Annotated in this window: 24 protein-coding genes and 1 pseudogene; 9 read left to right on the forward strand and 16 right to left on the reverse strand. The window is 71.1% G+C overall.

The features are described from left to right. Nucleotides 1-699 precede the first annotated feature (699 nt). The 5 genes and pseudogenes from AB0L06_RS40990 to AB0L06_RS41010 all read right to left on the reverse strand — a co-directional run bounded on the left by AB0L06_RS40990 (nt 700) and on the right by AB0L06_RS41010 (nt 3,813). On the reverse strand, nt 700-1,221 hold the full coding sequence (locus tag AB0L06_RS40990) for a GNAT family N-acetyltransferase (RefSeq protein WP_500236887.1): 522 nt from the start codon (nt 1,219-1,221) through the stop codon (nt 700-702). A gap of 71 nt (nt 1,222-1,292) precedes the next feature. Further along, on the reverse strand, nt 1,293-1,544 hold the full coding sequence (locus AB0L06_RS40995) for a hypothetical protein (RefSeq protein WP_500237007.1): 252 nt from the start codon (nt 1,542-1,544) through the stop codon (nt 1,293-1,295). Nucleotides 1,545-1,662: 118 nt separating this feature from the next. Then, nucleotides 1,663-2,082, reverse strand: a pseudogene (locus AB0L06_RS41000) (RraA family protein); the annotation flags it as partial. 28 nt (nt 2,083-2,110) lie between these two features. Then, nucleotides 2,111-2,773 carry a response regulator transcription factor gene (locus AB0L06_RS41005; RefSeq protein WP_500236889.1) on the reverse strand — a complete coding sequence of 221 codons (663 nt, stop codon included), beginning with the start codon at nt 2,771-2,773 and terminating at the stop codon, nt 2,111-2,113. Next, nucleotides 2,770-3,813, reverse strand: a complete 1,044-nt coding sequence (locus AB0L06_RS41010; RefSeq protein WP_500236891.1) for a sensor histidine kinase — start codon at nt 3,811-3,813, stop codon at nt 2,770-2,772. The genes AB0L06_RS41005 and AB0L06_RS41010 overlap by 4 nt, the downstream gene beginning before the upstream one ends. A gap of 101 nt (nt 3,814-3,914) precedes the next feature. Here AB0L06_RS41010 and AB0L06_RS41015 point away from each other — a divergent pair, with 101 nt between their 5' ends. Further along, nucleotides 3,915-4,433, forward strand: a complete 519-nt coding sequence (locus tag AB0L06_RS41015) for a hypothetical protein (protein WP_500236893.1) — start codon at nt 3,915-3,917, stop codon at nt 4,431-4,433. Nucleotides 4,434-4,556: 123 nt separating this feature from the next. On the opposite strand, the gene AB0L06_RS41020 is transcribed toward AB0L06_RS41015, so the two are convergent. Together AB0L06_RS41020 and AB0L06_RS41025 are read right to left on the reverse strand one after the other, a co-directional pair. Further along, a complete protein-coding gene (locus AB0L06_RS41020; RefSeq protein ID WP_500236895.1) occupies nt 4,557-5,942 on the reverse strand; it encodes an outer membrane protein assembly factor BamB family protein in 1,386 nt (461 codons plus the stop codon). A 40-nt stretch (nt 5,943-5,982) separates the two neighbouring features. Continuing rightward, nucleotides 5,983-7,374 carry an outer membrane protein assembly factor BamB family protein gene (locus tag AB0L06_RS41025; RefSeq protein WP_500236896.1) on the reverse strand — a complete coding sequence of 464 codons (1,392 nt, stop codon included), beginning with the start codon at nt 7,372-7,374 and terminating at the stop codon, nt 5,983-5,985. Between the two features lie 176 nt (nt 7,375-7,550). Here AB0L06_RS41025 and AB0L06_RS41030 point away from each other — a divergent pair, with 176 nt between their 5' ends. Together AB0L06_RS41030 and AB0L06_RS41035 are read left to right on the forward strand one after the other, a co-directional pair. Continuing rightward, entirely contained in the window at nt 7,551-8,567 is a 1,017-nt protein-coding gene (locus AB0L06_RS41030; protein WP_500236897.1) for a hypothetical protein, read from the forward strand. Nucleotides 8,568-8,629: 62 nt separating this feature from the next. Further along, nucleotides 8,630-10,177, forward strand: a complete 1,548-nt coding sequence (locus tag AB0L06_RS41035; RefSeq protein WP_500236898.1) for an FAD-dependent oxidoreductase — start codon at nt 8,630-8,632, stop codon at nt 10,175-10,177. Nucleotides 10,178-10,207: 30 nt separating this feature from the next. On the opposite strand, the gene AB0L06_RS41040 is transcribed toward AB0L06_RS41035, so the two are convergent. Then, on the reverse strand, nt 10,208-10,534 hold the full coding sequence (locus tag AB0L06_RS41040) for a hypothetical protein (RefSeq protein ID WP_500236899.1): 327 nt from the start codon (nt 10,532-10,534) through the stop codon (nt 10,208-10,210). After that, on the reverse strand, nt 10,494-13,859 hold the full coding sequence (locus tag AB0L06_RS41045) for an ATP-binding protein (RefSeq protein WP_500236901.1): 3,366 nt from the start codon (nt 13,857-13,859) through the stop codon (nt 10,494-10,496). The genes AB0L06_RS41040 and AB0L06_RS41045 overlap by 41 nt, the downstream gene beginning before the upstream one ends. A 120-nt stretch (nt 13,860-13,979) precedes the next feature. Between AB0L06_RS41045 and AB0L06_RS41050 the strand changes: the two genes are divergently transcribed. The 3 genes from AB0L06_RS41050 to AB0L06_RS41060 all read left to right on the forward strand — a co-directional run bounded on the left by AB0L06_RS41050 (nt 13,980) and on the right by AB0L06_RS41060 (nt 15,373). Then, nucleotides 13,980-14,621, forward strand: coding sequence for a hemerythrin domain-containing protein (locus AB0L06_RS41050; protein ID WP_500236903.1), 642 nt, complete (start codon nt 13,980-13,982; stop codon nt 14,619-14,621). Between the two features lie 66 nt (nt 14,622-14,687). Further along, nucleotides 14,688-15,065: a DUF4267 domain-containing protein gene (locus AB0L06_RS41055; RefSeq protein ID WP_500236904.1), complete on the forward strand. Its 378-nt coding sequence runs from the start codon at nt 14,688-14,690 to the stop codon at nt 15,063-15,065. 65 nt (nt 15,066-15,130) lie between these two features. After that, nucleotides 15,131-15,373 carry a hypothetical protein gene (locus AB0L06_RS41060; RefSeq protein ID WP_500236906.1) on the forward strand — a complete coding sequence of 81 codons (243 nt, stop codon included), beginning with the start codon at nt 15,131-15,133 and terminating at the stop codon, nt 15,371-15,373. Nucleotides 15,374-15,391: 18 nt separating this feature from the next. Here the strand turns inward: AB0L06_RS41060 and AB0L06_RS41065 are convergent, their stop codons facing one another. From AB0L06_RS41065 to AB0L06_RS41080, 4 genes are read right to left on the reverse strand one after another with little or no spacing between them, the layout of a single operon-like run. Beyond that, a complete protein-coding gene (locus tag AB0L06_RS41065; RefSeq protein ID WP_500236908.1) occupies nt 15,392-16,042 on the reverse strand; it encodes a class I SAM-dependent methyltransferase in 651 nt (216 codons plus the stop codon). Further along, on the reverse strand, nt 16,039-16,524 hold the full coding sequence (locus tag AB0L06_RS41070) for a hypothetical protein (RefSeq protein ID WP_500236910.1): 486 nt from the start codon (nt 16,522-16,524) through the stop codon (nt 16,039-16,041). Before AB0L06_RS41070 ends, AB0L06_RS41065 begins: the two co-directional genes overlap by 4 nt. Next, nucleotides 16,521-16,937: a hypothetical protein gene (locus AB0L06_RS41075; protein WP_500236912.1), complete on the reverse strand. Its 417-nt coding sequence runs from the start codon at nt 16,935-16,937 to the stop codon at nt 16,521-16,523. The genes AB0L06_RS41070 and AB0L06_RS41075 overlap by 4 nt, the downstream gene beginning before the upstream one ends. Further along, nucleotides 16,934-17,215 (reverse strand): ATP-binding cassette domain-containing protein, encoded by a 282-nt coding sequence (locus AB0L06_RS41080; protein WP_500237003.1) that lies wholly within the window; start codon nt 17,213-17,215, stop codon nt 16,934-16,936. The genes AB0L06_RS41075 and AB0L06_RS41080 overlap by 4 nt, the downstream gene beginning before the upstream one ends. A 591-nt stretch (nt 17,216-17,806) precedes the next feature. On the opposite strand from AB0L06_RS41080, the gene lon reads away from it, so the two are divergent. Beyond that, entirely contained in the window at nt 17,807-20,200 is a 2,394-nt protein-coding gene (lon, locus tag AB0L06_RS41085; RefSeq protein ID WP_500236913.1) for an endopeptidase La, read from the forward strand. 60 nt (nt 20,201-20,260) lie between these two features. Here the strand turns inward: lon and AB0L06_RS41090 are convergent, their stop codons facing one another. Beyond that, nucleotides 20,261-21,541, reverse strand: coding sequence for a hypothetical protein (locus AB0L06_RS41090; RefSeq protein ID WP_500236914.1), 1,281 nt, complete (start codon nt 21,539-21,541; stop codon nt 20,261-20,263). 192 nt (nt 21,542-21,733) lie between these two features. Beyond that, the gene (locus AB0L06_RS41095) at nt 21,734-22,483 is read right to left on the reverse strand and encodes an alpha/beta fold hydrolase (protein ID WP_500236917.1); all 750 of its coding nucleotides are present in this window, start codon (nt 22,481-22,483) and stop codon (nt 21,734-21,736) included. Nucleotides 22,484-22,538: 55 nt separating this feature from the next. Between AB0L06_RS41095 and AB0L06_RS41100 the strand changes: the two genes are divergently transcribed. After that, on the forward strand, nt 22,539-23,423 hold the full coding sequence (locus AB0L06_RS41100; RefSeq protein ID WP_500236919.1) for a phosphotransferase family protein: 885 nt from the start codon (nt 22,539-22,541) through the stop codon (nt 23,421-23,423). Here the strand turns inward: AB0L06_RS41100 and AB0L06_RS41105 are convergent. After that, on the reverse strand, nt 23,420-23,803 hold the full coding sequence (locus AB0L06_RS41105; RefSeq protein ID WP_500236920.1) for an ATP-binding protein: 384 nt from the start codon (nt 23,801-23,803) through the stop codon (nt 23,420-23,422). The genes AB0L06_RS41100 and AB0L06_RS41105 overlap by 4 nt on opposite strands. Before the next feature lie 557 nt (nt 23,804-24,360). Here AB0L06_RS41105 and AB0L06_RS41110 point away from each other — a divergent pair. Continuing rightward, on the forward strand, nt 24,361-25,794 hold the full coding sequence (locus tag AB0L06_RS41110; RefSeq protein WP_500236922.1) for a helix-turn-helix domain-containing protein: 1,434 nt from the start codon (nt 24,361-24,363) through the stop codon (nt 25,792-25,794). The last annotated feature ends 3 nt before the right edge of the window (nt 25,795-25,797 follow it).

Here is a 25,797-nt window from a genome sequence, read left to right on the forward strand (position 1 = left end):
CCGCGGCGGTCCTGGCCGGCCTGGCGGTCGTGTCGTGGCCCCCGGCCGCCGGAGGCGGGGCCGCCGAGGCCGCGCGTGACCGCGAGGCCCTCCGGACGGGGCGGTGTGCACGCCCGCGGACACCGTGGGGGAGGTCGGCGCCGCGGGCGAGTCGGGGCCTGCCGCCGCACCGCGCTCCCGCGACGGCAGGCCGTTGTTCCCCTGCTGGTCTCCGGCGGCTCGCGCCGTCCTTGAGACCGGTCCCGATCCGGTACGGCCGAGGACCCGAGGTGTGTCGCCGGAGGTCACCGGGACCGCGCGCGCCGTGCCCCTGGGGGGACGGCGCCGCGCGTGGACCGGCGCTTCGGGAACGCCCTCGGCCGTACCGACCGGGCCGTGCAGGGAGTCCTTCGCGAGTTCGGACGGCGTCCGGCCGGGGAGGCGCGGGAACGGCGGGACGGGGGTGGCCCTCCCCGTCCGCGTCGTGCCCCGCATCCTGGCCCCTCCCCGGTCGGCGGACGGGACGTCCGGCCTTGGCGGGCCGTTGACCTTCACCGTCACTCACTGTCACGAACTCGATGCGAGAGGTACCCCCCGATCATGCGGCCGTAAACCAAGGTCAAGAAACTTCCTCGCGCTGGCCTGCGGTTTTGACCGGCCACGCCCGAAACGGCGGGAAGGTTCGGCCGAAAGGGGCCTCCACGACCGCGCCGAGCCGCCCTAGTCGAGGCCGCCGAGTTCCTCGGCGAGGAGGTCCATGAGCAGGCTGTCGTGCCAGGTGCCGTCGCTGCCGCGTTCGGCCTTGCGCATGATCCCGACCGGCCGGAACCCGACCTTGGTGTAGGAGCGGATCGCGGCCGCGTTGTCCGCCGCCGGGTCGATCGTGATCCGGTGGTGGCCGTGGTCGCGGACGATATGCCGGGCGAGCGTGCGGACCGCGTCCGTTCCCAGGCCGCGTCCATGCAGGTCGGCGGCCAGGTAGAGGTCGATGGAGGCGTGCCGGTAGTCGGGGTCCTCCTCGGCCTGCCACTGGATCCACCCGGCGGTCCGGCCGTCGTGGACGATCACGTAGTGGTGCCCGCCGTCCTCCGCGAGGTCCTCGGCGACGGCCTTCTCCATGTCGTCGCCGCCCCGCCACCACCGGAACACCTCCGGTGCGCGCCGGATCGCCGCCAGCGCCGGAACGTCACCTTCGTTCGCCGGGCGCAGGACGATCCGCTCGCCGCGCAGAGTCTGGTCCATGGCCGAACGCTACGGCCGTCCGCCTCGGGAGGCGAAGCCATTTCGTCCGGTGGCGGCGCGGGCGGACATCGTCACTCCTCGATCGCGCCGCCGAGCCCGCGCAGGTGGCGGCGGAAGGTGAGGGCCGGGTCGTCCTGCCTGGCCTTGAGGAAGTCCGCGAAGGCGAGCTGGTCGCGCAGGGTCTCGCCCGTCCGGACGCGGTCGGCTTGGCCGCGTTCGGTGTCGCGGATGCCCCGGGCCAGCGCCGCCAGTTCGTCCACCCGGGCGGACGGCACGAACAGGACGCCGTCGTCGTCCGCGAACACGGTGTCGTCGCCGGTCACCGTCCAATCGCCGACGCGCGGACATCAGGGCCTCCGGCGGACGCTCCGTCGTGTCCAGCGGCCCCGTCGGGATCGAGCCGAGGCTGAACACCGGCAGCCCGATCGCGCGGATGTCGGCGGTGTCGCGATGCAGGCCCCAGATCACGACCCCGGCCAGCCCGGCGGCCCGCGCCTCCAGGACGACCAGGTCGCCCACGCACGCCTCGTCCAGCCGCCCGCCGTTGTCGACGACGAGGACGTCACCCGGCCGGGCCTGCTCGAACGCCTCCAGGAAGACGTCCACACTGCCCGCGTGCCGGGCCGGGAGGACGCGTCCGGCGACACGTCCGCCGGACGTCGCGGACCGGGTTCCGGCGGGGCCGCAGCGCACCGGGACGTCCGCTCTGACGCAGGCGTCGGCCACGTGCGCGGTCGTCAGCCCGGCGAAGGCGTCGTCGGGCGGGTGGGCCGTGAGTTCCATGCTGTTCCTCTCCGTTGAGGTGTCCGGTGCATCCGCCTCGTGCGCAGGCGTGTGACGGACACTACAGACAAACCGCATGGCCCCGGCCTGTTCCCGTCCGCCGAGGCTAGGGACGGTCCGGGAACAGGCCGTGCCGCCGGGCGTACGCGGCGGCCTCGTCCCGCCCGGACGCGCCGATCTTGGCGAAGACGCGGTTGACGTGCGTCTTCACCGTCGCGAGCTCGATGCCCAGCCGGGACGCGATGGCGCGGTTGCCCAGCCCGGCCGCGAGCAGCGCCAGGACCTCGGCCTCGCGCCGGGTCAGGCCGTCCGGCGGGACGGCCGGGACGACACCGACCCGCGCCGCGCTCACCAGCCGCGCCTGCACGGAGGTGTCGAGCGGCGCGAGCCCCGCGGCGGCTGCCGCGACCGCCTGCCCGATCTCCGCGCGGCCCGCGTTCTTGGTCAGGAAGCCGCGCGCGCCCGCGGCGAGCGCGTCCAGGACCGAGGCGTCGTCGGTGTGCCCGGTCAGGACGACCACCGCGAGGCCCGGACGGTCGGCCACCAGCCGCGCGGTCACCTCGATGCCGTCCATGCCGGGCATGCGCAGGTCGAGCAGCACGACGTCCGGCACGCTGCGCGCCACCTCCGCCAGCGCCGCCGGTCCGTCCGCCGCCTCGCCCACGACCTCGATCCCCGGCAGCAGCCCGAGCAATGCGACGAGGCCGTCCCGTACCGCGGTCTGGTCGTCGACGACGACCACGCGCACCGTGCCGCCCTCGTCCGTCATGACGGGATCTCGGCGTGGACGCGCCACAGGTCGGCGTGCGGGCCCGCCGTCAGCGTGCCGCCCACGCCCTCGATCCGCTCGCGCATGAGCCGCAGCCCCTGACCGCCACTCACGGCCTTGGCGTCCGCGCCGACCGGGCTGTCCATCGTCACCGTGAGCCTGCGCGGCAGGTACGCCAGGACGACCGACGCGTCCGCGCCGGGCGCGTGCTTGCCCGCGTTGGTCAGCGACTCCTGGAGCATCCGGTAGACGGCCATGCCCTTCGACGCGGTCAGCGGACGCGGCGTGCCCTCGACCGTCAGCGTCGCGGGCACCCCGGACGCGTCGATGAGCCCGCGCGCGAGGCTCTCGACCGCGAGCGCGCCGTCCCGCAGCGTCCGGACGGCGGCGATGGTCTCCTCCTGGCCCGCGTGCGCGAGCCGTCCGGCCCGTTCGAGGTGGGTCAACGCGAGGTTCCGGTCGCCGACCGTCTCGAGCGCCACCGTGGCCGTCTCGACCTGCAGGGTCAGCGCGGTCAACGAATGGCCGAGGATGTCGTGGAGCTCCGCCGCGATGCGCCCGCGCTCGGCCAGCGTCGCCGCCTGCGCGTGCCCGCGACGCTCACGTCCGATCACGTACGCGACGAACATGACCGCCGCGAGCGTCGCCAGGGAGCCGCCCCGGTGCGTCAGGTACCCGGCGAGCAGGATCCCGACGCACACCATGGTCAGCGGGAACCCGATCCGGGTCGGACGCGCCGCGCCCGCGAACACGCACGCCCACAGCGTGAACCAGCAGACCGCCGGCGCCGGATGGACGAACAGGAGCGCACTGCCCGCCACGGCCGTCCAGCACACCGACACCGTGACCGTTGCCGAGTCGCCGAGCGGGCCGAGCAGGATCCAGGCGAGCCATCCCGCCGACGCCGCCGTGAACGCGACCGCGGTCGCCAGGGGCGTCCCGCGCGTCCCGAGGATCCCCGGATGCGCCGTCTCACCCCACACCATGAAGGCCAGCCCCGCGAGCGCCGCGAGCCGCAGACGCCCTCGCACACCCAGCATCCGCACCATCCTGTGAATCGGGCGCTCATCGTCGCCTACAACCGAAGACCCGTCCAGCGGTTGGATGATCTCCACCCTCACGCAGTCCTAGCGTCCGGGGCATGTCCACCGCGCTCACCCTGGTCAATCTGGCCGTTGTCGGTCTCGTCCTGATGCGCGACTTCGGCCACCGCCGGGTGCCGAAGATCGTCACGCTGCTGCGGCCGCTCGTCCTGTTCGTCCTGATAGTGCCGTTCGTGATGCCCGGCTGGGACTTCACCGGCAACGGCCTGCTCCTCCAGCTCGCCGCGATCGTCGCCGGCGCCGGAATCGGCGTCCTGACCTGCGCGTTCATGAAGATCAGCCGGGACGACAAGGGGCAGGAGTGGTCGGACGCGGGCGTGGCCTACGCCGTGGTCTGGGCCGTGGTCGTCCTGCTCCGGCAGGGTCTCATCTACGGCAGCCAGCACTGGTTCACCCACGACCTCGGCGTCTTCCTCGTGGACAACCGGATCAGCGTGCACGCCTACGCCGGAACGATCATGTTCCTCAGCGTCACCACCGTCTTCGGCAACCGCCTCGCCCTGCTCCTCCGATCCCGCCGCCTCGCCACCACCCCCACCCCCAGCATCGCGACCTGAAGGTCGTCGCCCCACTCGGGAATCCGGTGCGGGCGGGGCGGCCGTCAGGGCTCGGGTCCGATCCGAGCCCTGACGGCCGCCGACTCGCCTACCCGCGTGAATCGGCCTGTCGCCAGGGCCGGGTCACGCGGCGAGGAGCTTGGTGTAGCTCCTTTCCCGCGTGCGGTAGTCGACGCTGACGACGCCGTCGGTCACGTCGCTCACCTCGTAGGCGATCTCCTGCGGGAGGTATGCCGCTCTCCTGCTGGGGAGCGGCATCCGGCCGAGCAGGCGGCCTGTGCGGAGCTCGAAGACTCCCACCTGCTGCTCATCCCGAATGTCGATCTTGTCGGCGGCGTCGGTGTGGGTGAGCACCGTGTAGAAACGCCCGCCGGAGACGGCGAACCTGTTGTTCGAACCGCGGAATCCTTCAGGCAGGTGGACGGTCCACAACGGCTTGTCGGTCTTCGAACTCTTCGCGCAGAGATAGGGGCCGGTGGCGTCCTCCGATCTCACGTGGGGCGCCGCGCATGAGTTGACGCTGATGGAGTCAGATCTTTCCTCGCGTTCGTCGTCCGGGATGCTCTCGAGCGAAGGAACTTTCTTGATCATGCGGCCCGCTACGACGTCGACCAAGGTATAGCCGCGCCCGTACCTGGTCAGCGCCAACAACCGATCAGAGACCCGTGTCGCGTCTATGCGATCCGGGTGCCCGTCAGTGCTGGGCATCAAGGTTTTGAGATCGAGCTGCCAGCGCCGGTGGCCGGTGGCATCGAATGCCGTCAGGCGGCCGGGGTCTTTCTCGCTGCGGCAATCCTCTCTTGCGACGAGGGTGTCAGCGATGTGAAGCACCCATTGGACGGTGCTCTGGATGCCGATCGAACAAGCGCCTTTCGAGAAGGTCCTGATCCGCCAGCGCTCACGGCCGGTTCCACGATCCAGGAAGATCAGCGCCCCCTCGTGGTCATAGTGTCGCCACATGGTGGTGCTGACGTTCACCGGGCCGTTGCCGGAGATGTCGAGGCTCAGGCTTCCGGTGAACCGCTGATGCCAAAGCCGCTTGCCCGAGCGGATCTCCACGCGCTCGACACGGCCGGAACTCCACGCGATGAACACGGAGCCGCTGCCGTCCGGCTTCCAATCCACGATCGCGTCGTTGTGCCGGCGGTCCTCCCAATAGACCTTGCCGGTGCGGAGGTTGATCGCACGCAGGCGGGAGTCGTCGTTGTCCTGCAGTGCCAGTCCGCCGGTGACCTTAACCTCCCCCTCCAGAGTGGCCAGCAGCCGAGCCGGGCCCACGGGGGGAGCGGTGGCGACCGGAGAGGGGAAGGCGCCGAACGGCCCGTGTATCCCGTCAGCGGACTTGATCGCCGCGTTGACCGTCGCATACACCGCGATCGTCGCGAACACGGCTGCCATGAGAACAAGCGCGATCATGCCGGGATGCCGTAAAAGCAGCCGGCGCTTCTTCTTGCCTTCTGATGGGGGACCAGGAACCTCGGCAGATGAGGAACGGTCGACTTCGGACATTGGTATTGCCTCTCGATCTGGTCGAACGGATAGGCGGGGGTCAGGCGGCGAAGAGCTTGACGTAGCGCTCTTCCCGCGAGTGGTAGGTGACGCTGACGACGCCGTCGGCCACGTCGCTCACCGCGTAGGCGACCTCCTGAGGAACGGGTGTCACGCCACCGTGCGAGAGCGGTATCCGGCCGAGCAGGCGGCCTGTGCGGAGCTCGAAGACACCCACTTGCTGCGCATCCTCGACGTCGATCTCGTTGGCGGCGTCGGTATGGGCGAGCACCGTGTAGAGACGGCCGTCGGAGACGGTGAATCTGTTGTCGGAATTGCGGAACCCCTCAGGCATCTGGACGGTCCACAGTTCCTTGTTCGTCCTCAGATCTTGCGCACATAGGTAGGGGTCGGTGAGATCGTGCGCTTTCGGATGGGGTGCCGAGCATGCGTTTACGCTGATCGGGGATGCCCATCTATGGTCGTCTGGGAACCTCGCGGGGTAAGGGAGCTTCCTGGCTGTGCGGCCCGCTATCGCGTCGACCAAGGTATAGCCGTCTCCGAAATCACTGTTGGACACGGCCAGCAGCCGATCACTGATCTGTGTCTCCTTCACGGTGTACGTGTGGTGGTCACCGCTGGAGAGCGAAGTTCTGAGATCGAGTTGCCATCGCCGGTGTCCAGTGGCGTCATAAGCCGCCAGGTGGCCGGGAGCCTCCTCGCCGCGGCAGTCCTCTGTCACGACAAGGGTGTCGGCGAAGGAGAACGCACGTTGGACGCTGTCCTCGGACACCGCGCAAGCGGTATCCGAGAAGGTCTTGATCCGCCAGCGTTCACGGCCGGTTCCACGATCCAGGAAGATCTGCCATCCCTCGTACTGGCCGTGTCGCCATTTGGCGGTGCCGACGCTCACCGGGCCGGTGCCGTCGATGCTTAGGCGCACGCCGTCTCTCAGGCCGCGCATGCTCCCGGCGAACCGCCGATGCCAACGCAGCTTGCCCGAACGGATGTCCACGCGCTCAACACGGCCGGACCGCCACGCGATGAACGCGGCCCCGGCACCGTCCAGGTCCCACTGCGCGATGTTGTCGCCGTGCCGGCGGAGTTCCCAGTAGACCTTGCCGGTGCGGATGTTGATGGCGCGTAGGCGGGAGGTGTCGTCGTCCTGCAGCGCCAGTCCGCCGGTGACCTTCACGTCCCCCTGCAGGGTGGCCAGTTGCCTGGCCGGCCCCAGGGGAGGGGCGGTGGCGACCGGCGAGGGGAAGGCGCCGAACGGCCCTCGAACCCCGTCCCCGGACATGACCGTCACGTAGAACACCGCGCCTGCCGCGAGTGCGGCCGCCACGAAGGCGGCCACGGTCAGCCTGGGGCGCTGTAAAAGCAGCGGGCGCTTCTTCTTGCCCTCTGTTGTGCCTTCGGCGGTGGCCGGAGAGGACCGCTTGGTCTCGGGCATGGGTGGCCTCGCAATCTCATCGATGCGCCGGAAAACGATCACGCTACCGGTGATGATCTTGGTCGCCGCGTCCGCCTGTATGTCGGTACTGCTCGTACCTTCTGGACGTTGTTGTCATCGGCCCTTGAAGCTGTCTAAGGTACGAGACGTACCGTAAGGCTTCGGGAGGAAAACCTGTGCGCGCCAAGGGGATCAGCTATGACACCGGCTTCGTCAGGGACGGGGCGACGTCTCGTGAGCGCTTCGATCCGGAGGTGGTCGGGAGGGAACTGCGGATCATCCGCGATGACCTGCACTGCAACGCGGTCCGCGTCATGGGCGGTGACCCCGAGCGGATCGAGCTGGCGGCGACTCATGCCGCTGACCTGGGGCTGGAGGTCTGGTTCTCGCCCTATCCGCTCGAGCTGGCCGCGGAGGAGATGCTGTCGCTGTTCGCGGACTGCGCCGAACGCGCGGAGCGGCTGAGGCGGCGGGGAGCCGAGGTGGTGTTCGTCGTCGGCGCCGAGCTGAGCCTGATGAACCCCGGGTTCCTGCCTGGCGACAGCGTCGACGAGCGGGTCGCGTCGCTGCGCGGGTCGGATCGCGTGCGCGAGCGGATCGGCGAGGTCGGCGTGCGCGTCAACGAGTTCCTGGGCAAGGCCGTGCCGCTCGTCCGGGAGCGCTTCGGCGGCAAGGTGACCTACGCCTCGGTGCCGCTGGAGCGCGTCGACTGGGCGCTCTTCGACTTCATGTCCGTGGATCTCTATCGATCGGCCGAGATCGCCGATCAATTCGCCGACGGCGTCCGTGGCCTGGTCGCGCAGGGGAAGCCGGTCGCGATCACCGAGTTCGGCGCCGCCGGCTACCAGGGTGCTGGCGACAGGGGCGCCCTCGGCCTGGAGATCGTCGAGTACGGCGAGGACGGCCCTGTGCGGCTGAACGGTGAGTACGTCCGGGACGAGGCCGGTCAGGCCGCATATGTGCGTGAACTGCTAGAGGCGTTCGAAGCCGGAGGCGTCGACAGCACGTTCGTGTTCACCTTCGCGCTGCACGACCACGTGCACCGCCCCGACGGACCCGTCCATGAGGACCTGGACCTGGCCAGCTACGGCGTCGTCAAGGTCTACGAGGACCGCCTCGGAGCCACCTACCCCGACATGCCCTGGGAACCCAAGGCCGCCTTCACCGCCCTCGCCGAGTTCTACGGCGGCTGACCGCGCCGCGATCGTGCGCTCGACCCGTCCTGCCCTGTTCCGCGTGAGAAGAGGAGAACTACGTGATCAACGATGTCGTCATCGTCGGCGGCGGCCCGAACGGGCTCATGCTGGCCTGCGAACTGAGCCTGGCGGGGGTCCGGCCAGTGGTGCTGGAGCGGCTGCCGGAGCCGAGCCGGGAGCCCAAGGCGAACGGACTGCTCGGCCAGGTCGTGCAAATGCTCGACCGCCGGGGGCTGCACGAACGACTCAGCGGCAGCCAGGAACCGCCGCAGCCGAACACGGCGTACTTCATGTTCGCTGCGATGGGTCTGGACCTGAGCCTGCTGGACGACAGCCCCGTCCATGCCCTGCCGGTGCCGCAGCGACGCATCGTGCAGGTCCTGGAGGAGCGCGCCGTCGAGTTGGGCGTGGAGATCCGGCGCGGTCACGAGGTCGCCGGGCTGTCGCAGGACGACGACGCGGTCGCCATCGACGTCACGAGCCCGAACGGGGCGTACCAGCTGCGGGCCCGGTACCTCGTCGGCGCGGACGGAGCGCACAGCATCACGCGCAAGCTCTCCGGCATCGGATTCCCCGGCGTCACCTACGACCGGATGACCGTCCGATCAGCGCACGTGACCGTCCCGGCGGACCGGATCGATTCCGCGACCGGTGCGCTGAACGTGCCAGGCCACGGCGCGGTTCTGCCATTCCTTCCCCACCGCACCGAGAGTGGCGGGTTCTCCTACGCGCCCATGCCCGGCCATCCGCCGCTGGTCAGCACCACGGAGTGGGACCAGCCCGAGACCGACGCCCCCATGAGCCTCGACGAGTTGCGGGCGAGCGTCCGTCGCGTGCTCGGCGTCGACGTGCCCCTCCCCCTCGGCCCGCCGGACGGAGAAGGGCCGCATGTGCTGCGCCGTCTGACCGGCGGCAACACCAGAGTCGCCGAACGGTTCCGCGACGGCCGGGTGTTCCTGATCGGTGACGCCGCCCACGTGTTCGCCGCCACCACGGGAGGCCCCGGCCTCAACCTCGGACTGCAGGACGCGGTCAACCTCGGCTGGAAACTCGCCGCCGCGATCCGCAGCGGTGCAACGTCCGGACTGCTGGACAGTTACGAGACGGAGCGGCGATCGGCCGCCGATCGCATGGTGATGAACGGGCAGGCGCAGTCGGCCCTGATCGCTCCTGGCGGGGACGTCACCGGGCTGCGCGAACTGTTCACCGAACTGCTCCGTGACCCCGGCACCGTCCAGCGCCTCGCCGGACTCGTCGCGGGCGCCGACGTCCGCTACGACATGGGTGGACCCGAGGCGCACCAGCTGGTCGGACGGTTCGCCCCGGACATGGAACTGCACACCCCGGACGGGCCGGTCCGGCTCGCCGAGCTGACCAGAACCGCCCGCCCTCTGCTGCTCGACATGACCGAGGGCGGGGAGTTGGCGGAGATGCTCGTCCAGCCGGACGGCCAGGTCGAGATCATCACGGCGCACCCTCATGCCTCGATGCCCACCGCCATGCTCCTCCGCCCGGACTGCTACGTGGCCTGGGCATCCGCGTCACCCCGCCCGGACCCTGCGGAAAAGGAGGAACTCCGGACGGCCTTGCAGCGGTGGGCCCTGTGATCGAACCCGCCCGCATGTGAGTGCGGGGCGTCAGGCGGCCGCCTCGCCGGCGCCCTCGCGGGCTCTCCGGGACAGGATCGAGGAGGTGAGCTCGTCAGTGGGGAGGAAGGCCTCGAGCTTCAGTTCGGCGAGGGTGATGTCGACGGCGGTGGCGAAGGTGGTGACGGTCGTGACGAGGTTCAGTTCGCCTTCCGCCGAGTGCAACCGCAGGGGAACCGCGAACCCGAGGTGGCCGGGGCCCAGGGGGTGGCCTGGCGCGTACTCCTTGAGTTCGGCATGGAGGTCGGCGAGGCGGTCGTCGGGGTTGCGCAGGTTCTCAGCGTTCCTGCGGGGGTGGAGCGTGGGTGCTGAGAGCAAGAGCGGTGTGGGTTTGGGCGTTGGTGGACCAGTGGGGGGCGTTCCACTGGTCGGCGATGGTGGCGGCTTGGGTGAAGTGGGCGGCGGCCTCGTCGTTCCGGCCGAGGAGGAGGGCGAGTTCGCCGAGGGTGTGCGCGACCGGACGCAGGGCCAGCGACAGGCTCTCGACGCCGGCCGGGGGACCGTCGCGGTGAGGGAGCAGGTCCGCGTAGATCTCCTCGGCGGCTTCGCGGTCGTCCAGCGCGACGATCGCCATCGCGCGCAGGCTCGTCAGGAAGGTGAAGAAGAAGTCGGGCCGGATCGGGCTCGGTGACCTGCGGACGCGGCGTGCCTCGTCGTCGCGTCCGGCCGCGTGGAGGGCGAGCGCGAGCAGGTCGGCGACCATCGGGCCGAACGCCTCGTGGAGGGCGCGCACGTCGTCCAGGTGGTCGCCGAGCGTGCCGTCGTTCAGCCGGATCGTCGCCAGCGCGAGGCGGAGGAAGCCCGCGTGCACCCATCCGCCGCGTTCCAGGCGTTCGGTGGCCTCGGCGTAGAGGCGTCCGGCGTCGGCGAACCGGCCCTCGATGAGCACCAGGGACGCCAGCGCGATCTCGGCGACGCCGATCGCCTCCGGCATCCGGTAGGCGCGGGCGAGGTCGAGCACCTCCCCGATCATGCGGCGCATGGTCGCCGGGTCGTTGGCCGCGGCGGCGTACGCGGCCTGGCCGAGCAGCCCGGTCACCTGGTAGACGGGCAGGTCGTGCTCGACGCCGATCTCCACCAGCTCGCGGGAGTGCTCCTCGTGCCCGGGCGCGCGGGCGAGGATCCGGAGCGCCGCGGCCCGGAGGCGGGGATCGGTGGCGAGGTCCAGCGCCTCCCGCGCCGCCGCCATGGCCGTCGGATCGTCCTCGCCCACCAGTTCGTCGGCGTACGAGGTGAGGAGGCGGGACCGCACGTCCGGGGCGAGGCCGGTCCGCCTGAGCAGGCGGCCGAGGCGGCCGACGACGGGACGGTCGACCGTCCCGTACGTGCGGGCCTGCCAGGACGTGGGCTCGGTCCAGGCGGTGAACGCGGCGATCATCAGGTCGTCGCGGCCGATCGACTCGGCGTACTCCACGGCCTGCGCGCGCGTGTCCCTGGCCGCGGCGCCGGCCCCGGCCCTGATCTGCGCGCGCAGCAGCCTGCCGAGCAGGTCGACGCGCTCGTCCGGGTCGCTGGAGTTGGCGACGGCGTCGGTGAGGAGCGCGGCCGCCAGGTCGTGGGCGTAGCGCGCCTCGGCCAGCTCGGCGGCCCGCACGCAGTAGCCGACGGCCTTCGGCGACCCCGCTCGCGCATGGTGGTGGGCGAGCGCCGCGATGTCGCCCGTGCCCTCCAGGGCGGCGGCGATCCGGGCGTGCATCCTGGCGGCCCGCAACCGGGTCACGTCCGCGACCAGCGTGTCCCTGACCAGCGCGTGGACGAACCGGACGCGTCCGGGCCCGGGTTCGTCGAGCAGTCCGGCGATGACGCCCGCGTCCAGCGCGTCCAGCACGCCGTCCTCGTCCGCGTCGGCGGCCCGCACGAGCACGTCCACCGAGCTCTCCCTGCCGGCCACCGCCGCCAGCCGCAGGACGGACACGCCGCTCTCGGGGAGCCGCGCCAGCCGGCGCCGCAGCACGTCCCGGACACCCTCGGGGACCTCGGAGAGGGCGACCAGCGCGCCCTCGCCGGACAGCAGCCGCGCGCTCTCCCGCACATAGAACGGGTTGCCGCCGGTCCGCTCGGCGATCCCGGCCACGGTCGCGTCGTCGGCCTCGCACTCGGCGCGCACGAGCTCCGCGACCGCGTCGCCCTTCAGTCCGGGTAGTTCCAGCCGGAGGGGCGCGGTGCGGGCGAGGGACCCGAGCGTTTCGGTGAGGCGCTCGCTCTCGTCCGCGCGGTACGCCACGACGACCAGGATCGGGGCGCGCGCGCCGACGCCGCCGAGGAGTTCCAGCGTGGCGGCGTCCGCCCAGTGGAGGTCGTCCAGGACGACGGCGACCGGCCGGTCGGCGGCGGCCGCCGCCAGCCGGGCCCACACGGCCTGCCGCAGTCGGAACCGCCCAGCTGTCGCGTCGCCGTTCACCGGCGCGGAGTCGGAGAGCAGCGGCGCCAGGTCGTCGGCGCCCTCTCCCGGAGGGACGCTCGCGACCACCTTCCGCAGCGCCTCGACCCACGCCCACGCGGGCGGCGCGCTGTCCATCTCGGGACAGCGCCCGGCGGCCACGAGCCACCCGTCCTGTTCGAGTCGCGCGCCGAGCTGCTCCAGCAGCGCCGACTTGCCGAGCCCTGCCTCGCCGGTGACGAGCGCGACGCGCGGCCCATCGGCGGCGGCCTCCTCGGCGGCCGCCACCAGCGCCGCAAGCTCGCCTTCCCGCCCCACGAACGCCGTCGCGCCGGGCCCGTTGCGCGGAGGCGGAAGCAGCGGAGGTGGTGTGGTCGTCCGGCGCAGGGGCGTGTCCGCAGCAGGTGGCGGCGTGGCCGCCGGGCGCTGGGGCGCGTCTGCGGGACGCGACGGTGAGGTTGGCGGGGGCTGGGGGCCGTCTGCGGGACGTGGCGGGACGAGCGCGTGGAGGACGTCCGTGCGCTGGGTGAGGATCGCCTCTTCCAAGGCCACCAGGTCCGGCCCGGGATCGAGGCCCAGCTCGTCGGCGAAGACGGCGCGGGCGCGGCGGAGCGCGGCCAGGGCGTCCGCCTGGCGGCCGCTGCTCCACAGCGCGAGGGCGTGCATGCGCCAGCCCTCCTCGCGCAGGGGAGCGTCACGGGTGAGGCCCTCCGCCTCGGGCACCACCGCCGCTGGGTCGCCGGACCGCAGTCCCGCCGCGATGCGCAGTTCACGGGCGACCAGGCGCAGCTCGTCCAGCCGGGCGGTCTCGGCAGCGGCCCACGGCTCGTCGGCGACCTCGGCGAACGCGGGTCCGCGCCACAGCGCCAGCGCCTCGTCCAGCCGGACGCGGGCGGCACGGGGATCGGCGAGCGTGCGGGCCTCGCCGAGCAGCTCCTCGAAGCGCCAGGCGTCCACCGACTCCGGCGGCAGCCGCAGCGCGTAGCCGGGCGACGCGCTCACCAGCAGCCGGGCCGGTGTCCGCGGCGGGCGGCCGGGTTCCAGCAGGCGGCGCAGGTTCGACACGTACGCCTGCAGTGACGCCATGGCGCGCGATGGCGGCTCGCCGCGCCACAGGTCCTCGACCAACCGGTCGACCGGCACGACCTGCCCGCGCGCCGCCACCAGCAGGGCCAGGACGCCGCGCTGCCGCGGTCCGCCGAGGGGGACGGGCTCGCCGCCGGCCTCGGCCGCGAACGAGCCCAGCACCCTGATCAAGACCATGACGCGACACATCGTACGTGCAGCGGCCGGACGCGTTCCAAGCCGGTTCCAAGTGCCCTCCAAACCCTTGGGAGCAGCCTTGGACACGTCGAACAGAGGACGGATGAGGGGCAGGAACAGATGAGCGTCAACACCCAGGACATGAAGATCGTCCACCGGGCCTTCCGCCGCGAGTCGCGACTGCTGATGGAGCTCGTCGCGGCGGTCGCCCCGGGCGACACCGCCCGCGCCAAGGTGATCGCCGACCACTTCCGCGACTACCGGCTGGGACTGAGGAACCACCACGAGGGCGAGGACGAGCTGCTCTGGCCGCCGCTGCTGTCCCGGGTCGACCTGGAGGCGGACGTCGTCCTGCGCATGGAGGCCCAGCATGAGCGCGTCGCGGCCACGCTGACCAGGCTGGACGCCGCGGTCCCGGCGTGGGAGGCCGCCGCCGGAGCCGATGAGCGCGACACCCTCGTGGCGGCCCTCGCCGAGCACCGCGCGGTCCTGCTGGAACACCTCGACGACGAGGAGGCCACGCTTCTTCCGCTCGCGGCCGAGCACATCACCGAGCAGGAGTGGGCCTCACAGGGCGACCACCTGGTGGCCAACACGCCCAAGCTCACCCTGCTCACGCTGTTCGGCCTCGTCCTGGAGGACGCGACCCCGGCCGAGCGCGCCACGCTCCTCTCCGTTCTCCCCGCACCGGTGCGCGGCGTCTGGCACGTCATCGGCCGCCCCCGCTACGCCCGCCACATCCGCCGCGTCCGCGCCGCCTGACCGGCCTCAAGCCGTCCGCGACCCGCAGAACACCTCCGTCTCAAACACTGACAAAGGGGACAAATCATGCTCGGCATCATCGCCACCGTGCTCGCCGGACTCATCGGCGCGGCCGTCATCTTCATGGGCACCGGCCCCTTCTGGGCGCCGCAGGGCGCGGCCGGTTTCGGGATCCCCGGCACGCCGGCCGAGGACCGGACCTTCCAGGCCTGGCTGACCGTCAAGGGCGTGCGCGACATGGCCTTGGGGCTTCTCCTCCTCATCGTGCTGGTCGGCGGAACAACCCACCTGCTGGGCTGGTTCCTGCTGGCTGCCAGCGCCATTCCCGTCGGCGACGCAATGATCGTGCGGCGCAGCAACGGCCCCAAGTCGGCCTACCTCGGCGTCCACGGCGCGACCGCGGCGGTAATGCTGGTGATCAGCGTGCTCCTGCTCGTCGCGTGACCCCTCATCGCGCCCTCCGGGCAGGGCGGGGTGCCCGATGTCCGTTCTGGCCGAAGGTAGCCAATGTGTGCCCGGCTGGCCTGTGGGGTGTGGTGTGGTACAGCACCGACGAGGGTGCCAACTGGACGGCGGCCCAGCTGAAGCGCGACAGCGACGGCCACTACACCGCGACCGCGACGTATCCGGCACTCGCCGCCACCACCGGAGCGGTGTCCCTGAAGGTCGAGGCCCATGCACATCCGCGCCAGGCCACACCCCCGGCAGGAACCGGCGTCCTGAGCCAGGCGCCGACGCCATCGGCCGCGTAGGCGACGGTTGCCGGCGCGCTACGGGGCCGACGGGACCGGTTCATTCCGGTGGCAGGGGTGGAAGCGGGCCAGGTAGGCCATGGTGGGGCCGTGTCGTGTCTCCAGGTGGAGGCCGGAGGCGTCGGCGAGGCGGTGGAGTCGGCTGAAGGGGATCCAGTGCCGGTCGAAGAACTCGCCCACCACGAGCCTGCCGGTCGGCGCGAGTACCCGGGCGGCCTCACTCAGGACCTGGTCGGGGTCGGGGATTTCGCCGAGTGCGGTGACGAGATAGACCGCGTCGAAGGTCCTCTCATCGAAGGGCAGGGTCCGTGCGTCGGACTCGGTGGCGGTGATGTTCGTGATGCCGCGCTCTTCGGCACGACGGGTCACGTGGTCGAGCATCTCCGACTGGATGTCGACGATGTCGAGCCGTCCCTCCGGGCCGAGCTGTGGCGCTATGTGGAGGGACTGCAGTCCGGTGCCGGGGCCGATCTCCAGGATCCGTTCCCCGGGCCGGGGGCGGAGTGTCTCGTCGAGACGCCCGCAGGTCAGGTAGGGCAGGGGGATGTCGAGCAGGCCTCGCTGGGCGTACGGGTAGGGCGCCTTGTCGCCGAACCACCAGGCTGCCGCCGCGGCGCCGCCGGCGGCGGCCAGTCCCCAGCGGGTACGGCGAGCGGTCAGAACAGTCATGATCTCTCCAGGGAACGAAATCGGTAAGAAGCACAGGTGCTGCGAGGTCGGCCGAGATCTGAGCGAGGGAGCGTTCGGATGGCCAGGACGGCGCAGACGACCGCCAGGGGCAGCTCGGGGAAGACCGCCATGGCCACCGCCACAGCCCGGTCCCCACCTGGTGCGGCCGTGACGACGTCGAACCAGGCGTCCACCACCGGCAGCGGCGCGGTCGCGGCCGCCGCCAGGCAGCCGCGGGGGTCACGTCGCCTGAGGAGCATGCCGGTGGTGATCAGGCCGAGCGCCTGCAAGCTGTCGAATCCCACCCACGCCGTCGACCAGTGCGCAGCCACCGCCGTGGCCGGCAGCCTGAACGCCAGCACGAACAGCCACGGGACCAGCGCCAGACCGGAACCGATCAGCACGAACGCCGGCCAACGCGGCCCGGGCCGCCGCGCCGGGCGGCCGGGACCGGCGCGCTGGAAGGACATGAGGGTGCTCATCGGCCGGCTTCCCGGAGAGCCCCGCGGTCCGTCGCACCGGCCCCCGCAGGACGGTACGGGCGGACCAGCCCGACGGCCGCCAACGCGGTGACGGTGAGGAGACAGAGCCAGGCGAAGGCGTCGCCGATCAGGTCGTACACGGTCGTGACGCCGCGCGTCGGCACGTACGCCACGGTCGTCTGCCGGTCGGTCGTGAAGTAGTCCGCGGTGGCGAGGACGTGCCCCCGGTCGTCGAAGGCGGCTGACGGACCGTCGGAGTCCTGGCGCACCAGCTCCAGCAACAGCCGGCGCACGTCCTCGGCCGAGCTCGAGTCCAGCGCGCCGGTGGGCTCGTCGGCCGGCAGCAGCGCCGGAACCATGACGTCGTCCAACACGGTCAGGTCGTCGAGCAGATTGACGAACTGGAAGATCATGCCGATCGAGGCCCGGCGGTACTTCGCCGAACCGGCCTCACCGAACCGGCCGCACCGAGCCGGTCGACGCGGGTGCCGTCGACGGTGACACTGCCGCTGGAGGGCCTGTCCAGGCCGGCGATCAGGTTCAGCAGCGTGGACTTCCCGCTGCCGGAACGGCCGAGGATCGCCACGCACTCACCGGACGCCACGGACAAGGTCACGCCGGCCGGCGCGGGCGGGCCGTCGTCGCTTCTTCTCGTCGTATCGCGAAGATCGATCAGCGGTGCATTCGTCATGTCCACGAACCTAGGAACAGAACGCCATCCGTCGCGTCGGCCGGTGGATGTCACCGTTCCCCAGGCCATCGGCCCGGCGGTGTACGGCCCGTACATCACCGGGGCGACGCGCAGAGCCGACGCCGCTGGACACGGTCTCCGTATGGAAGAGCTTCTCCAGCGACAGCGTGACCGTCCCCGGCCCATAGGTGTCCTCCAGAGACTTGACCACTCGACGGCTCAGCCGCGACCGCCTTCCGTTGCCGACCACCACCGGCCCGGGAAATGCCGCTGCCCCTTGTACGAGGGAAAACTCCTCACGGCGGTGCGAACTCCAGCCTCAGCGCCCACGCATCCGCCAGCGGAACCCGGGCCTGCGCCCCATCGGACGTCACATATCCCAGCTCGAAGCCATCGACCGGCGGATGACCCCCGCCGGACACCGAACGCAACACCGCCGTCACCCGGAGCATCCTGCCGTGACCGGGAGCACGAAAGTTTGTTTGCTGAGAGCGAACGTTGCTGAGGAAATTATTTCGTGCTCCGTTTTCTTGAGTGTGGATGACTCAACCCTGCGGGGTTCGGGTTCCCTAGAGACTTGGAGCTGAGAGCATGAGCGAGACCCTGACGCTGCCGGTGCTGCCCCTGGACGACGGGGCCGTTCTGCCGGGCATGGTCGTCCCCTTCGATCTGTCCGAGGGCGAGGTGCGCGCGGCGGTCGAGGCGGCGCGGGCGGCGGCCCAGGCCAAGGGACCCGGCATCCGCTCCGCGGTGAAGCCGCGCGTCCTGCTGGTCCCCAGGCTGAACGGGCAGTACGCGGCCGTCGGCACGCTCGGCGTGATCGAGCAGGAGGGGCGGCTGCCCGGCGGCGAGCCGGGCGCGGTCGTGCGCGGCGTGTCCCGCGTCCGCATCGGCACCGGGACGACCGGTCCGGGCGTGGCGCTGTGGGTCGAGGGGCAGGAGATCGAGGTCCCGCCCGCCAACGGGCACGCGCACGAGCTGGCCAAGGAGTACAAGGGCCTGGTCAGCGCCATCCTGCAGAACCGCGGCGCCTGGCAGGTCGTGGACGTCGTCCAGAAGATCGAGGACCCGTCCGAGCTCGCCGACAACGCCGGCTACGCGCCCTACCTGAGCGACGAGCAGAAGGTCGAGCTGCTCGAGACCGCCGACACGGTCGAGCGGCTGACCCTGGTCATCGGCTGGGCCCGCGACCACCTCGCCGAGCTGGACGTCGCGGAGACCATCCGCAAGGACGTCCAGGAGGGCATGGAGAAGACCCAGCGCGAGTTCCTGCTCCGGCAGCAGATGGACGCCATCCGCAAGGAGCTCAACGAGCTGAACGGCGACCCGGCGGGCGAGGAGGACGACTACCGCGCCCGCATCGAGGCCGCCGACCTCCCCGAGAAGGTCCGCGAGGCCGCGCTCAAGGAGGTCGACAAGCTGGAGCGGTCGTCCGACGCGTCCCCCGAGGGCGGCTGGATCCGCACCTGGCTCGACACCGTCCTCGACATCCCGTGGAACGAGCGCACCGAGGACGCCTACGACATCTCCGGCGCGCGCGAGGTGCTGGACGCCGACCACGCCGGGCTCGACGACGTCAAGGAGCGCGTCATCGAGTACCTGGCCGTCCGCAAGCGGCGGTCCGACCGCGGCCTCGGCGTCGTCGGCGGGCGGCGCAGCGGCGCGGTGCTGGCCCTGACCGGTCCTCCCGGAGTCGGCAAGACCTCGCTGGGCGAGTCCATCGCCAAGGCCATGGGACGCGACTTCGTGCGCGTCGCGCTCGGCGGCGTCCGCGACGAGGCGGAGATCCGCGGCCACCGGCGCACCTACGTCGGCGCCCTGCCCGGACGGATCGTCCGCGCGATCCGCGAGGCCGGCTCGATGAACCCGGTCGTCCTGCTGGACGAGATCGACAAGGTCGGCGCCGACTACCGGGGCGACCCGTCCGCGGCGCTGCTGGAGGTCCTCGACCCCGAGCAGAACCACACCTTCCGCGACCACTACCTGGAGGTCGAGCTCGACCTGTCGGACGTGCTGTTCCTGGCGACCGCGAACGTCGTGGAGGCCATCCCCGGGCCGCTGCTCGACCGGATGGAGCTCGTCCAGCTCGACGGGTACACCGAGCACGAGAAGGTGACGATCGCCCGCGACCACCTGCTGCCCAAGCAGCTGGAGAAGGCCGGGCTGGAGCCGTCCGAGGTCGCCTTCGACGACGAGGCGCTGCGGAAGCTGGCGTCGGAGTACACGCGTGAGGCGGGCGTCCGGTCGCTGGACCGCGCGATCGCCCGCGTCCTGCGCAAGGTCGCCGCGAACGTCGCGCTGGAGAAGAGCGAGCTGCCGATCACGGTCGGCGAGCCCGGGCTGAAGGACTACCTGGGCCGTCCGCGGTTCACCCCGGAGGCCGAGCTCAGCAAGTCCGAGCGGCGGACGGGCGTGCCCGGCGTCGCGACCGGCCTCGCCGTGACCGGCGCGGGCGGCGACGTCCTCTACATCGAGGCGTCCCTGGCCGACAAGGAGACCGGCGACACCGGCCTCACGCTCACCGGCCAGCTCGGCGACGTGATGAAGGAGTCCGCCCGGATCGCGCTGTCCTACCTGCGCTCGCGCGGCGCGGAGCTGGAACTGCCGGTCGGCGACCTGAAGGACCGCGGCGTGCACGTCCACGTGCCCGCCGGAGCCGTCCCGAAGGACGGGCCGAGCGCCGGGATCACCATGACCACGGCCCTCGCGTCCCTGCTGTCGGGCCGTCCGGTCCGCTCGGACGTCGCGATGACCGGCGAGGTCTCCCTCACCGGCCGGGTGCTGCCGATCGGCGGGCTCAAGCAGAAGCTGCTGGCCGCCCACCGGCTCGGCATCACCACCGCGATCGTCCCGAAGCGGAACGAGCCCGACCTCGAGGACGTCCCGGCCGAGGTGCTGGACGACATGACCGTCCACGCGGTCAGCGACGTCCGGGAGGTGCTGGAGCTGGCCCTCGAGCCCGCCAACACCCCGGTCACCGTCTGACCCGGACCATCCGGATCCGAAGGCCGCCTCGCCCCTGTGTGAGGCGGCCTTCCGCCGTTCTCAGAAGGGAAAACGGCCCCTGCGGGCGTCCTCGACCCACGGGATGACGCGGAGCGCCTCGTCGCCGACACCCATCAGCGCGACCCCGCCGCCGGGCGCCGCCTCGTGACCGCGGCCCGTCACGTCCGAGACCCAGTGGTACACCGGGACGCCGAGGGGGAGCTCCCGGTTCTCGGCGGCATGGGTCTCCACGATGACGATCCGGTCGTGCCCGGCGAACGCGCTGGTCAGCGCGTTCGCCGGGGCGACCGTCGACTGCCTGGCGGCCGTCCGGACGGCCCCGCCCGCGCTCGGCGCCGGGGGCCGGCGGTGCAGGTCGTGCAGCGGAGACTCGTCGCCGAGAAGCTCGAACGGGCGTCCGAAACGGTCGATGACATCGGCATGGGCGCACCGGCGGGCCAGCGACAGCCCGAACACGCGGGCCGTCGGATCGCCTCCGACCAGGACCAGCGTCCAGCCCGGGATCTCGGGAAAGCGGGCCAGGCTGCGGCCCGCCGCGTCCTCCAGCAGGGTGTTCCACCGGCTGGTGCCGACGGCCCGCCGCGCCGCCGCGAACGCGAGCGGCCCGAGCCCGCCCGCCGCCGCCTCCGCCGGATCGGCGATCCGCTCGGCGACCTCCATCGCGTCCTCGAACGGCGTGCCCGCGCGGTCGAGGCGGCGCAACGACGCGAGGACGTCCCGCAGCGGCGGCTCGCCCGCGTTCTCGCACTGGAAGCGCACCCCGTCCAGCGCGCGCCGGAACACCTCGGCCTGCCGCGCGTCCCGCGGCGCGGGATGGACGAGCCGGATGACGCCCCCGAACCGGAACGGCCACGGCGGCGGCAACCCGTCCCACGGCTCGCGCGCCCAGGCCGCCGCGGGAAGGTTCAAGTGCCGTCCACCGGTGTCGTACCGGGCGAGGGCGGTTTCGTCGTAGAGCCGGACGACCGCGTCCGCCAAGCCGCGTTTGACCGGCTTCGGGATGGCGTTCCCGTACATCTCCCGCCAGGCCGCGATCAGGTGCCCGGGGTCGTCCGCGCGGAGGAGAACGGACGAGACGACCCCCCGCGACGTTCCGTTCTGCCGCCGTTCCAACCGTTCCCGGACGAACGCGCAGGCCCCGACGATCGCCGGGATGCGCAGTGGCGTGGACGTGCGCAACCAGCGCAGGAACCGGGCCGTCCACTCGGGATCGTCCGCCGTGGCCCTGCGCACGAGCAGGAGGAACCGCTCGCGGTCGGCGCGCGGCCACAGGAAGAAGCCGTCGGCGAGCGCGACGCGGCTCAGCGCGAGCGTGAACACTTCCTCGATGACTGCCTCCCCAGGTTCGCGTTCACGGACGGGGGCCCGAGAAGTACCGGAGACGGGCGGGTATTCGTCGGAGTCTTCGGCCGTCCTGCCTCAAGGGCAGGGCACACCCGATCTCTCCCGGAGCGCGACCATCGCCTCGCACCGGACCGCCGTCCGCGAACGCGTGGGAAAGCTATCGGCGCCCTATGACAGAAAGCGCTCGACCATCGGAACCAGCTCCGGTCGCCTCGTGACCGTCTGATGCGTCGTCCCCGGCAGGACGGCCAGCCGTGCCCCCGGGATCAGCCCGCGCATCTCGATCGCGTGCTCCAGCGTCACGAAGTCGGCGTCCCCGACCACGACCATCGTCGGGACCGTGAGGCCCCGCAGCCGCTCTTCCGGCCAGCCCGGGAACTCCTGCACGGCCTCCGAGGTCCTGGCCATGAACGCCCCGAAACGCCCCGGATCGGGCGCGACCCTCAGGTAGGTGTCGCGCATCTCGCGGAAGTCCTCCTCGGTCGGCATCAGCTCGGACGTCTCCCACAGCTCGGGATCGGTGATCTCCCGGTGGTACCCGTCCGGACGGAACGGCGCGGACGCCGCCACCAGCGCCGTCACCCGCTCAGGATGTTCCATGGCGAGCTGCAGCCCGACGAACGCCCCCAGACTGAAGCCGAACACGGCGGCCCGCTCGATCCCGAGGTGGTCCAGCAGCCCGCGCACGTCCTCCGCCATCGCGTCCACCCTGATCGGACGGTCGATGTCGGCGGTGTGCCCGTGCCCCTGCAACTCGGGCGCGACGACCCGGAAATTCTTGGCCAGCTCGGGCAGCATCGCCGCGAACGACAACTCCACCGTGAGCACCCCGCCGTGCAGCAGGACGAGCGGTTCTCCTTGCCCGTGCTCCTCGTAGTACATGTTCAGCCCGTTGACCTGGGCGTACCCGGCGCTCATCCCATGCCTCCGAAAACTCATCGCGATGCCCGGAGAAACATGATCTCGTGCCGCCATGGAAGAGCTGATCCACGCCGTCCACCCCGGAGCCGAGATCCGCGAGGTGCTCCGGCGAACCGGCGGCGAGAACGCCCTCGTCGCCGAGGTCGTCTGCGCGAACCCCGACGTCCGCCTGATCGTGAAGTTCTACCCCGAGGACCAGGGCTGGAAGGTCGTCAAGGAGTGCCACGTCTACGGCCTCCTCCCCGACGGCGTCCCGGCCCCACGGGCCCTGCACGCCTCCCGGGACCCGCTGGCCGTGGTCATGACGTCCGTCCCGGGCAGGCCCTTGTCGGAGGTCTCCGAGTCCCTCCCGCCGGACGCGCTGCACTCCCTCTACACCCAGATGGGCCGAATCCTCGCGTCCCTGCACAGCCGCCACACGGACGCCTTCGGCTTCATCGTGAAAGGCGTCGCCGAGCCGGTGCAGACGAACGCCGAATACATGACGTCCCATTTCACCCGCCACCTCCGGACCTTCCGAGAGAAAGGCGGCGCCCCGGCCTTGGCCGCCCGAATCGAAGAACACATCACCACTCACGCCGCCCTATGGCAGGAATGCACGACCCCCGTCCTCTGCCACAACGACTTCCACGAGGGAAACGTCCTGGTCGACGAAACCCCCGAAGGATGGCAGGTGACCGCCATCATCGACATGGAGAACGCAGTAGCCGCCGACCCGCTCCTGGACATGGCCAAGACCGACTACTACGCCCCACCCCAAAGCCGTCCCCACCTCTCCGCTCTATGGGACGCCTACGGCACCCCAGCCACCCCGAACGCCTTCCCCCTCTACCGCCTCCACCACGCCCTGGAACTCTGGGCCTGGTACGCCACCATCGGCAATACCGAGCCCCTCGAATCCATAGCGAACGACATGACCGAGATGCTCGCCGACTAACCGTCCAAGGAGAACCAGACCCGCAGCCGACCGTCCTTGAGGACGTGGAATCCCCAGTCGTGGGAGAGGGCTTCGAGGATGGGGAGTCCGCGTCCGCCGAGCCCGCAGGGGTCGTCGATGTAGTGCGGGAGCGCCTCGCCGCCTTCGTCCAGGACGGCCACGGTCACCCCGCACCCGTCGATTTCCACGATGACCTCGACCTGCTCTCCGTCGCCGTGGATGACGGCGTTGGTGAAGGTTTCGGAGGTGAGCAGGACGCAGTCGTCCAGTGCGGGGTGGTCGTCCCCGAGGACGTTGGCGACCCATCGCCGTGCCGCCGCGACCTGTTCTGTGGCGGACGGGAAGACCTGTCGCTGTTTCACGTCCGGGGTTGCGGTCATCGGGTGGTCCGCGTGGGTGTCTGGGCGGCGACGCGGCAGGGTTCGAGCTGTGCGTCGATTCCGGCGACGGCCCGTTCGAGTTTGCGGACGTGTCCGAGGACGTGTCCGGTGCTGTCGAAGAAGAACAGTCGTCCCCGGTGTCTGCGTACGCGCACGGATTCCCCGATGTGGGGGACGAGCGGGTGGTAGACCCGCAGGATCCGGGGGGCGTTCCCAGGGGCGGGAGGAGGACATCCAGCCGTGTTCGGCGAGTGTCCAGGCGAGCCGTCCGAGGTGATGGTCCTCAACGTCCGCGCGCACCTGCTCTGTGAAGGCCCACCGTCGTGTCCTCATCCGAATCCTCCCGGGTTCCGTCGGCCTCTTGGCGAGGCCGGAACGTTGCGTGGAGAACACTTTGGAACCCCTTGGAGGAGGCTCAAATGGCAATGTGGAGAGACGTGAACGCGGTGAGATAATCCAAGCTGGATTACTTGCCTCTTGAACTGGGTTTACGCTGCGTGGAGCGAGAGCTTGCGCATGGTTCACAAGGCGGAAACCGGCCCATAAGGCGGATATGGATGGCTGCTTCGGCACAGGAACGCGTATGTCCGGCATGTCGTTACGTGCGTCTGAGTCGATACAATACCGACCCCCTGTGCGGCGCCTGCCTTCTCGCGGCGCGCTCACAACAGGGCGTGGTTCCGAGGTGGCTGTGGGATTCGGCGCCCCTTCGGTCGGCGCTCGCGCGGCAGGACATGGCGGCCGTGATGGCGATCCTCCGAGGAGGTTCGGGGCTTTCCCAGCTCGAGTTCGCCCACCTTCTCGGGTGCCAGCAGGCCCTGGTCAGCAAGATCGAACGCGGCCAGAGGCAGACTTTCTATGACATCCGAGAGATCCTGCGACTGTGGGACGTGTTGGAGCTGCCTCGCCAGGGGCTGCTCCCGCTGATCACGGGAGAGCAGGAGGCCATGGTGAACACCGACGACGAATCCGGCTTCTGGGGCGACCCTGAGTACACCCGCCGTGAGTTCAGTGCGCTCGTGGGCGCCGCTGCGGCCGGGGCGGCCCTGCCGCAGACGGGCCTGCCCATGCGCGTGGACAAGGGACATGTCCGCTTCTTGGAGTCCAGCCTGGAGCGGCTGGGTAGGCAGGATCGCGTGATCGGCGGGACTGGCCTGTTCCGCCAGGGAGAGCGCCTGCTCCGACGCGCCCGGGCGATGCTCGATGAATGCGATTACGACGACCAGGTGGGCGCCCGGCTGCTGGGAGTGACCGCCGACCTGGGCATCGAGACCGCCTGGCTGGCCTACGATGCGGGCAGGCAGGACCCGGCGCGCGCCCTGTACGCCGATGCCGCCATGCTGGCCCAAAGCTCGGGTGACCCGCAGCTTCAGGCTCACGTGAACCTGAACATGGCACAGCAGGCGACGTACCTCGCCCGCGCGACGGGACGCAGAGGACACGCGCGGGAGGCACTGCGGTTCGCGGAGCGGGCGGGGATGGCCGCACGCCACCTGCCGTCCCCGAGGCTGCGCGCCCTCATCGAGCTTCGGCGGGCACTGGCCCACGCCGAACTCGGTGATGAGATCGCCTTTCGGCGCGAGGTCGCCCTGGCGCGCGACGAGATCGAACGCGGCTCCCACGACTCGGACCAAAACTGGACGAGCTTCGTGCGGCCTTCCGAGATCAACGGCTACGAAGCCAGCGGGTATTGCAGCCTGGACAGGCGGGACAGAGCGACACCGCTGTTTCGCGTGGTCCTGGAGGACGACCGCTCCCCACGCGATCGGGCCTTCTACCGCGCACGGCTGGCCGGTTCCCTCGCCGAGCTCGGTGATGTTCCCGGCGCGGTGGAGGAGGGAATGGCCGTCCTGGCCGAGATCGTCGACGGCCACCTGACCTCCGGCCGGGTTCTGCGCGAACTACGGCCTGTCCGGCAGGCGGCCACCGGCGGATCGGACGAGTTCCGGGACCGGTTCGACCAAGCCGAGTCGATGCTGGCCGGCGCATAGGAG

Source organism: Spirillospora sp. NPDC052269, assembly GCF_040679435.1.
Lineage (GTDB): Bacteria > Actinomycetota > Actinomycetes > Streptosporangiales > Streptosporangiaceae > Spirillospora.

What these genes read in the sequence shown, in the direction of transcription:
- AB0L06_RS40990 (WP_500236887.1), bottom strand. Translation starts at nt 1,221, where the DNA reads ATGGACCAGACTCTGCGCGGCGAGCGGATCGTCCTGCGCCCGGCGAAC.
- AB0L06_RS41005 (WP_500236889.1), bottom strand. Translation starts at nt 2,773, where the DNA reads ATGACGGACGAGGGCGGCACGGTGCGCGTGGTCGTCGTCGACGACCAG.
- AB0L06_RS41010 (WP_500236891.1), bottom strand. Translation starts at nt 3,813, where the DNA reads ATGCTGGGTGTGCGAGGGCGTCTGCGGCTCGCGGCGCTCGCGGGGCTG.
- AB0L06_RS41015 (WP_500236893.1), top strand. Translation starts at nt 3,915, where the DNA reads ATGTCCACCGCGCTCACCCTGGTCAATCTGGCCGTTGTCGGTCTCGTC.
- AB0L06_RS41020 (WP_500236895.1), bottom strand. Translation starts at nt 5,942, where the DNA reads ATGTCCGAAGTCGACCGTTCCTCATCTGCCGAGGTTCCTGGTCCCCCA.
- AB0L06_RS41025 (WP_500236896.1), bottom strand. Translation starts at nt 7,374, where the DNA reads ATGCCCGAGACCAAGCGGTCCTCTCCGGCCACCGCCGAAGGCACAACA.
- AB0L06_RS41045 (WP_500236901.1), bottom strand. Translation starts at nt 13,859, where the DNA reads ATGGTCTTGATCAGGGTGCTGGGCTCGTTCGCGGCCGAGGCCGGCGGC.
- AB0L06_RS41050 (WP_500236903.1), top strand. Translation starts at nt 13,980, where the DNA reads ATGAGCGTCAACACCCAGGACATGAAGATCGTCCACCGGGCCTTCCGC.
- AB0L06_RS41055 (WP_500236904.1), top strand. Translation starts at nt 14,688, where the DNA reads ATGCTCGGCATCATCGCCACCGTGCTCGCCGGACTCATCGGCGCGGCC.
- AB0L06_RS41065 (WP_500236908.1), bottom strand. Translation starts at nt 16,042, where the DNA reads ATGACTGTTCTGACCGCTCGCCGTACCCGCTGGGGACTGGCCGCCGCC.
- AB0L06_RS41070 (WP_500236910.1), bottom strand. Translation starts at nt 16,524, where the DNA reads ATGAGCACCCTCATGTCCTTCCAGCGCGCCGGTCCCGGCCGCCCGGCG.
- AB0L06_RS41075 (WP_500236912.1), bottom strand. Translation starts at nt 16,937, where the DNA reads ATGATCTTCCAGTTCGTCAATCTGCTCGACGACCTGACCGTGTTGGAC.
- AB0L06_RS41080 (WP_500237003.1), bottom strand. Translation starts at nt 17,215, where the DNA reads ATGACGAATGCACCGCTGATCGATCTTCGCGATACGACGAGAAGAAGC.
- lon (WP_500236913.1), top strand. Translation starts at nt 17,807, where the DNA reads ATGAGCGAGACCCTGACGCTGCCGGTGCTGCCCCTGGACGACGGGGCC.
- AB0L06_RS41095 (WP_500236917.1), bottom strand. Translation starts at nt 22,483, where the DNA reads ATGAGCGCCGGGTACGCCCAGGTCAACGGGCTGAACATGTACTACGAG.
- AB0L06_RS41100 (WP_500236919.1), top strand. Translation starts at nt 22,539, where the DNA reads ATGGAAGAGCTGATCCACGCCGTCCACCCCGGAGCCGAGATCCGCGAG.
- AB0L06_RS41105 (WP_500236920.1), bottom strand. Translation starts at nt 23,803, where the DNA reads ATGACCGCAACCCCGGACGTGAAACAGCGACAGGTCTTCCCGTCCGCC.
- AB0L06_RS41110 (WP_500236922.1), top strand. Translation starts at nt 24,361, where the DNA reads ATGGCTGCTTCGGCACAGGAACGCGTATGTCCGGCATGTCGTTACGTG.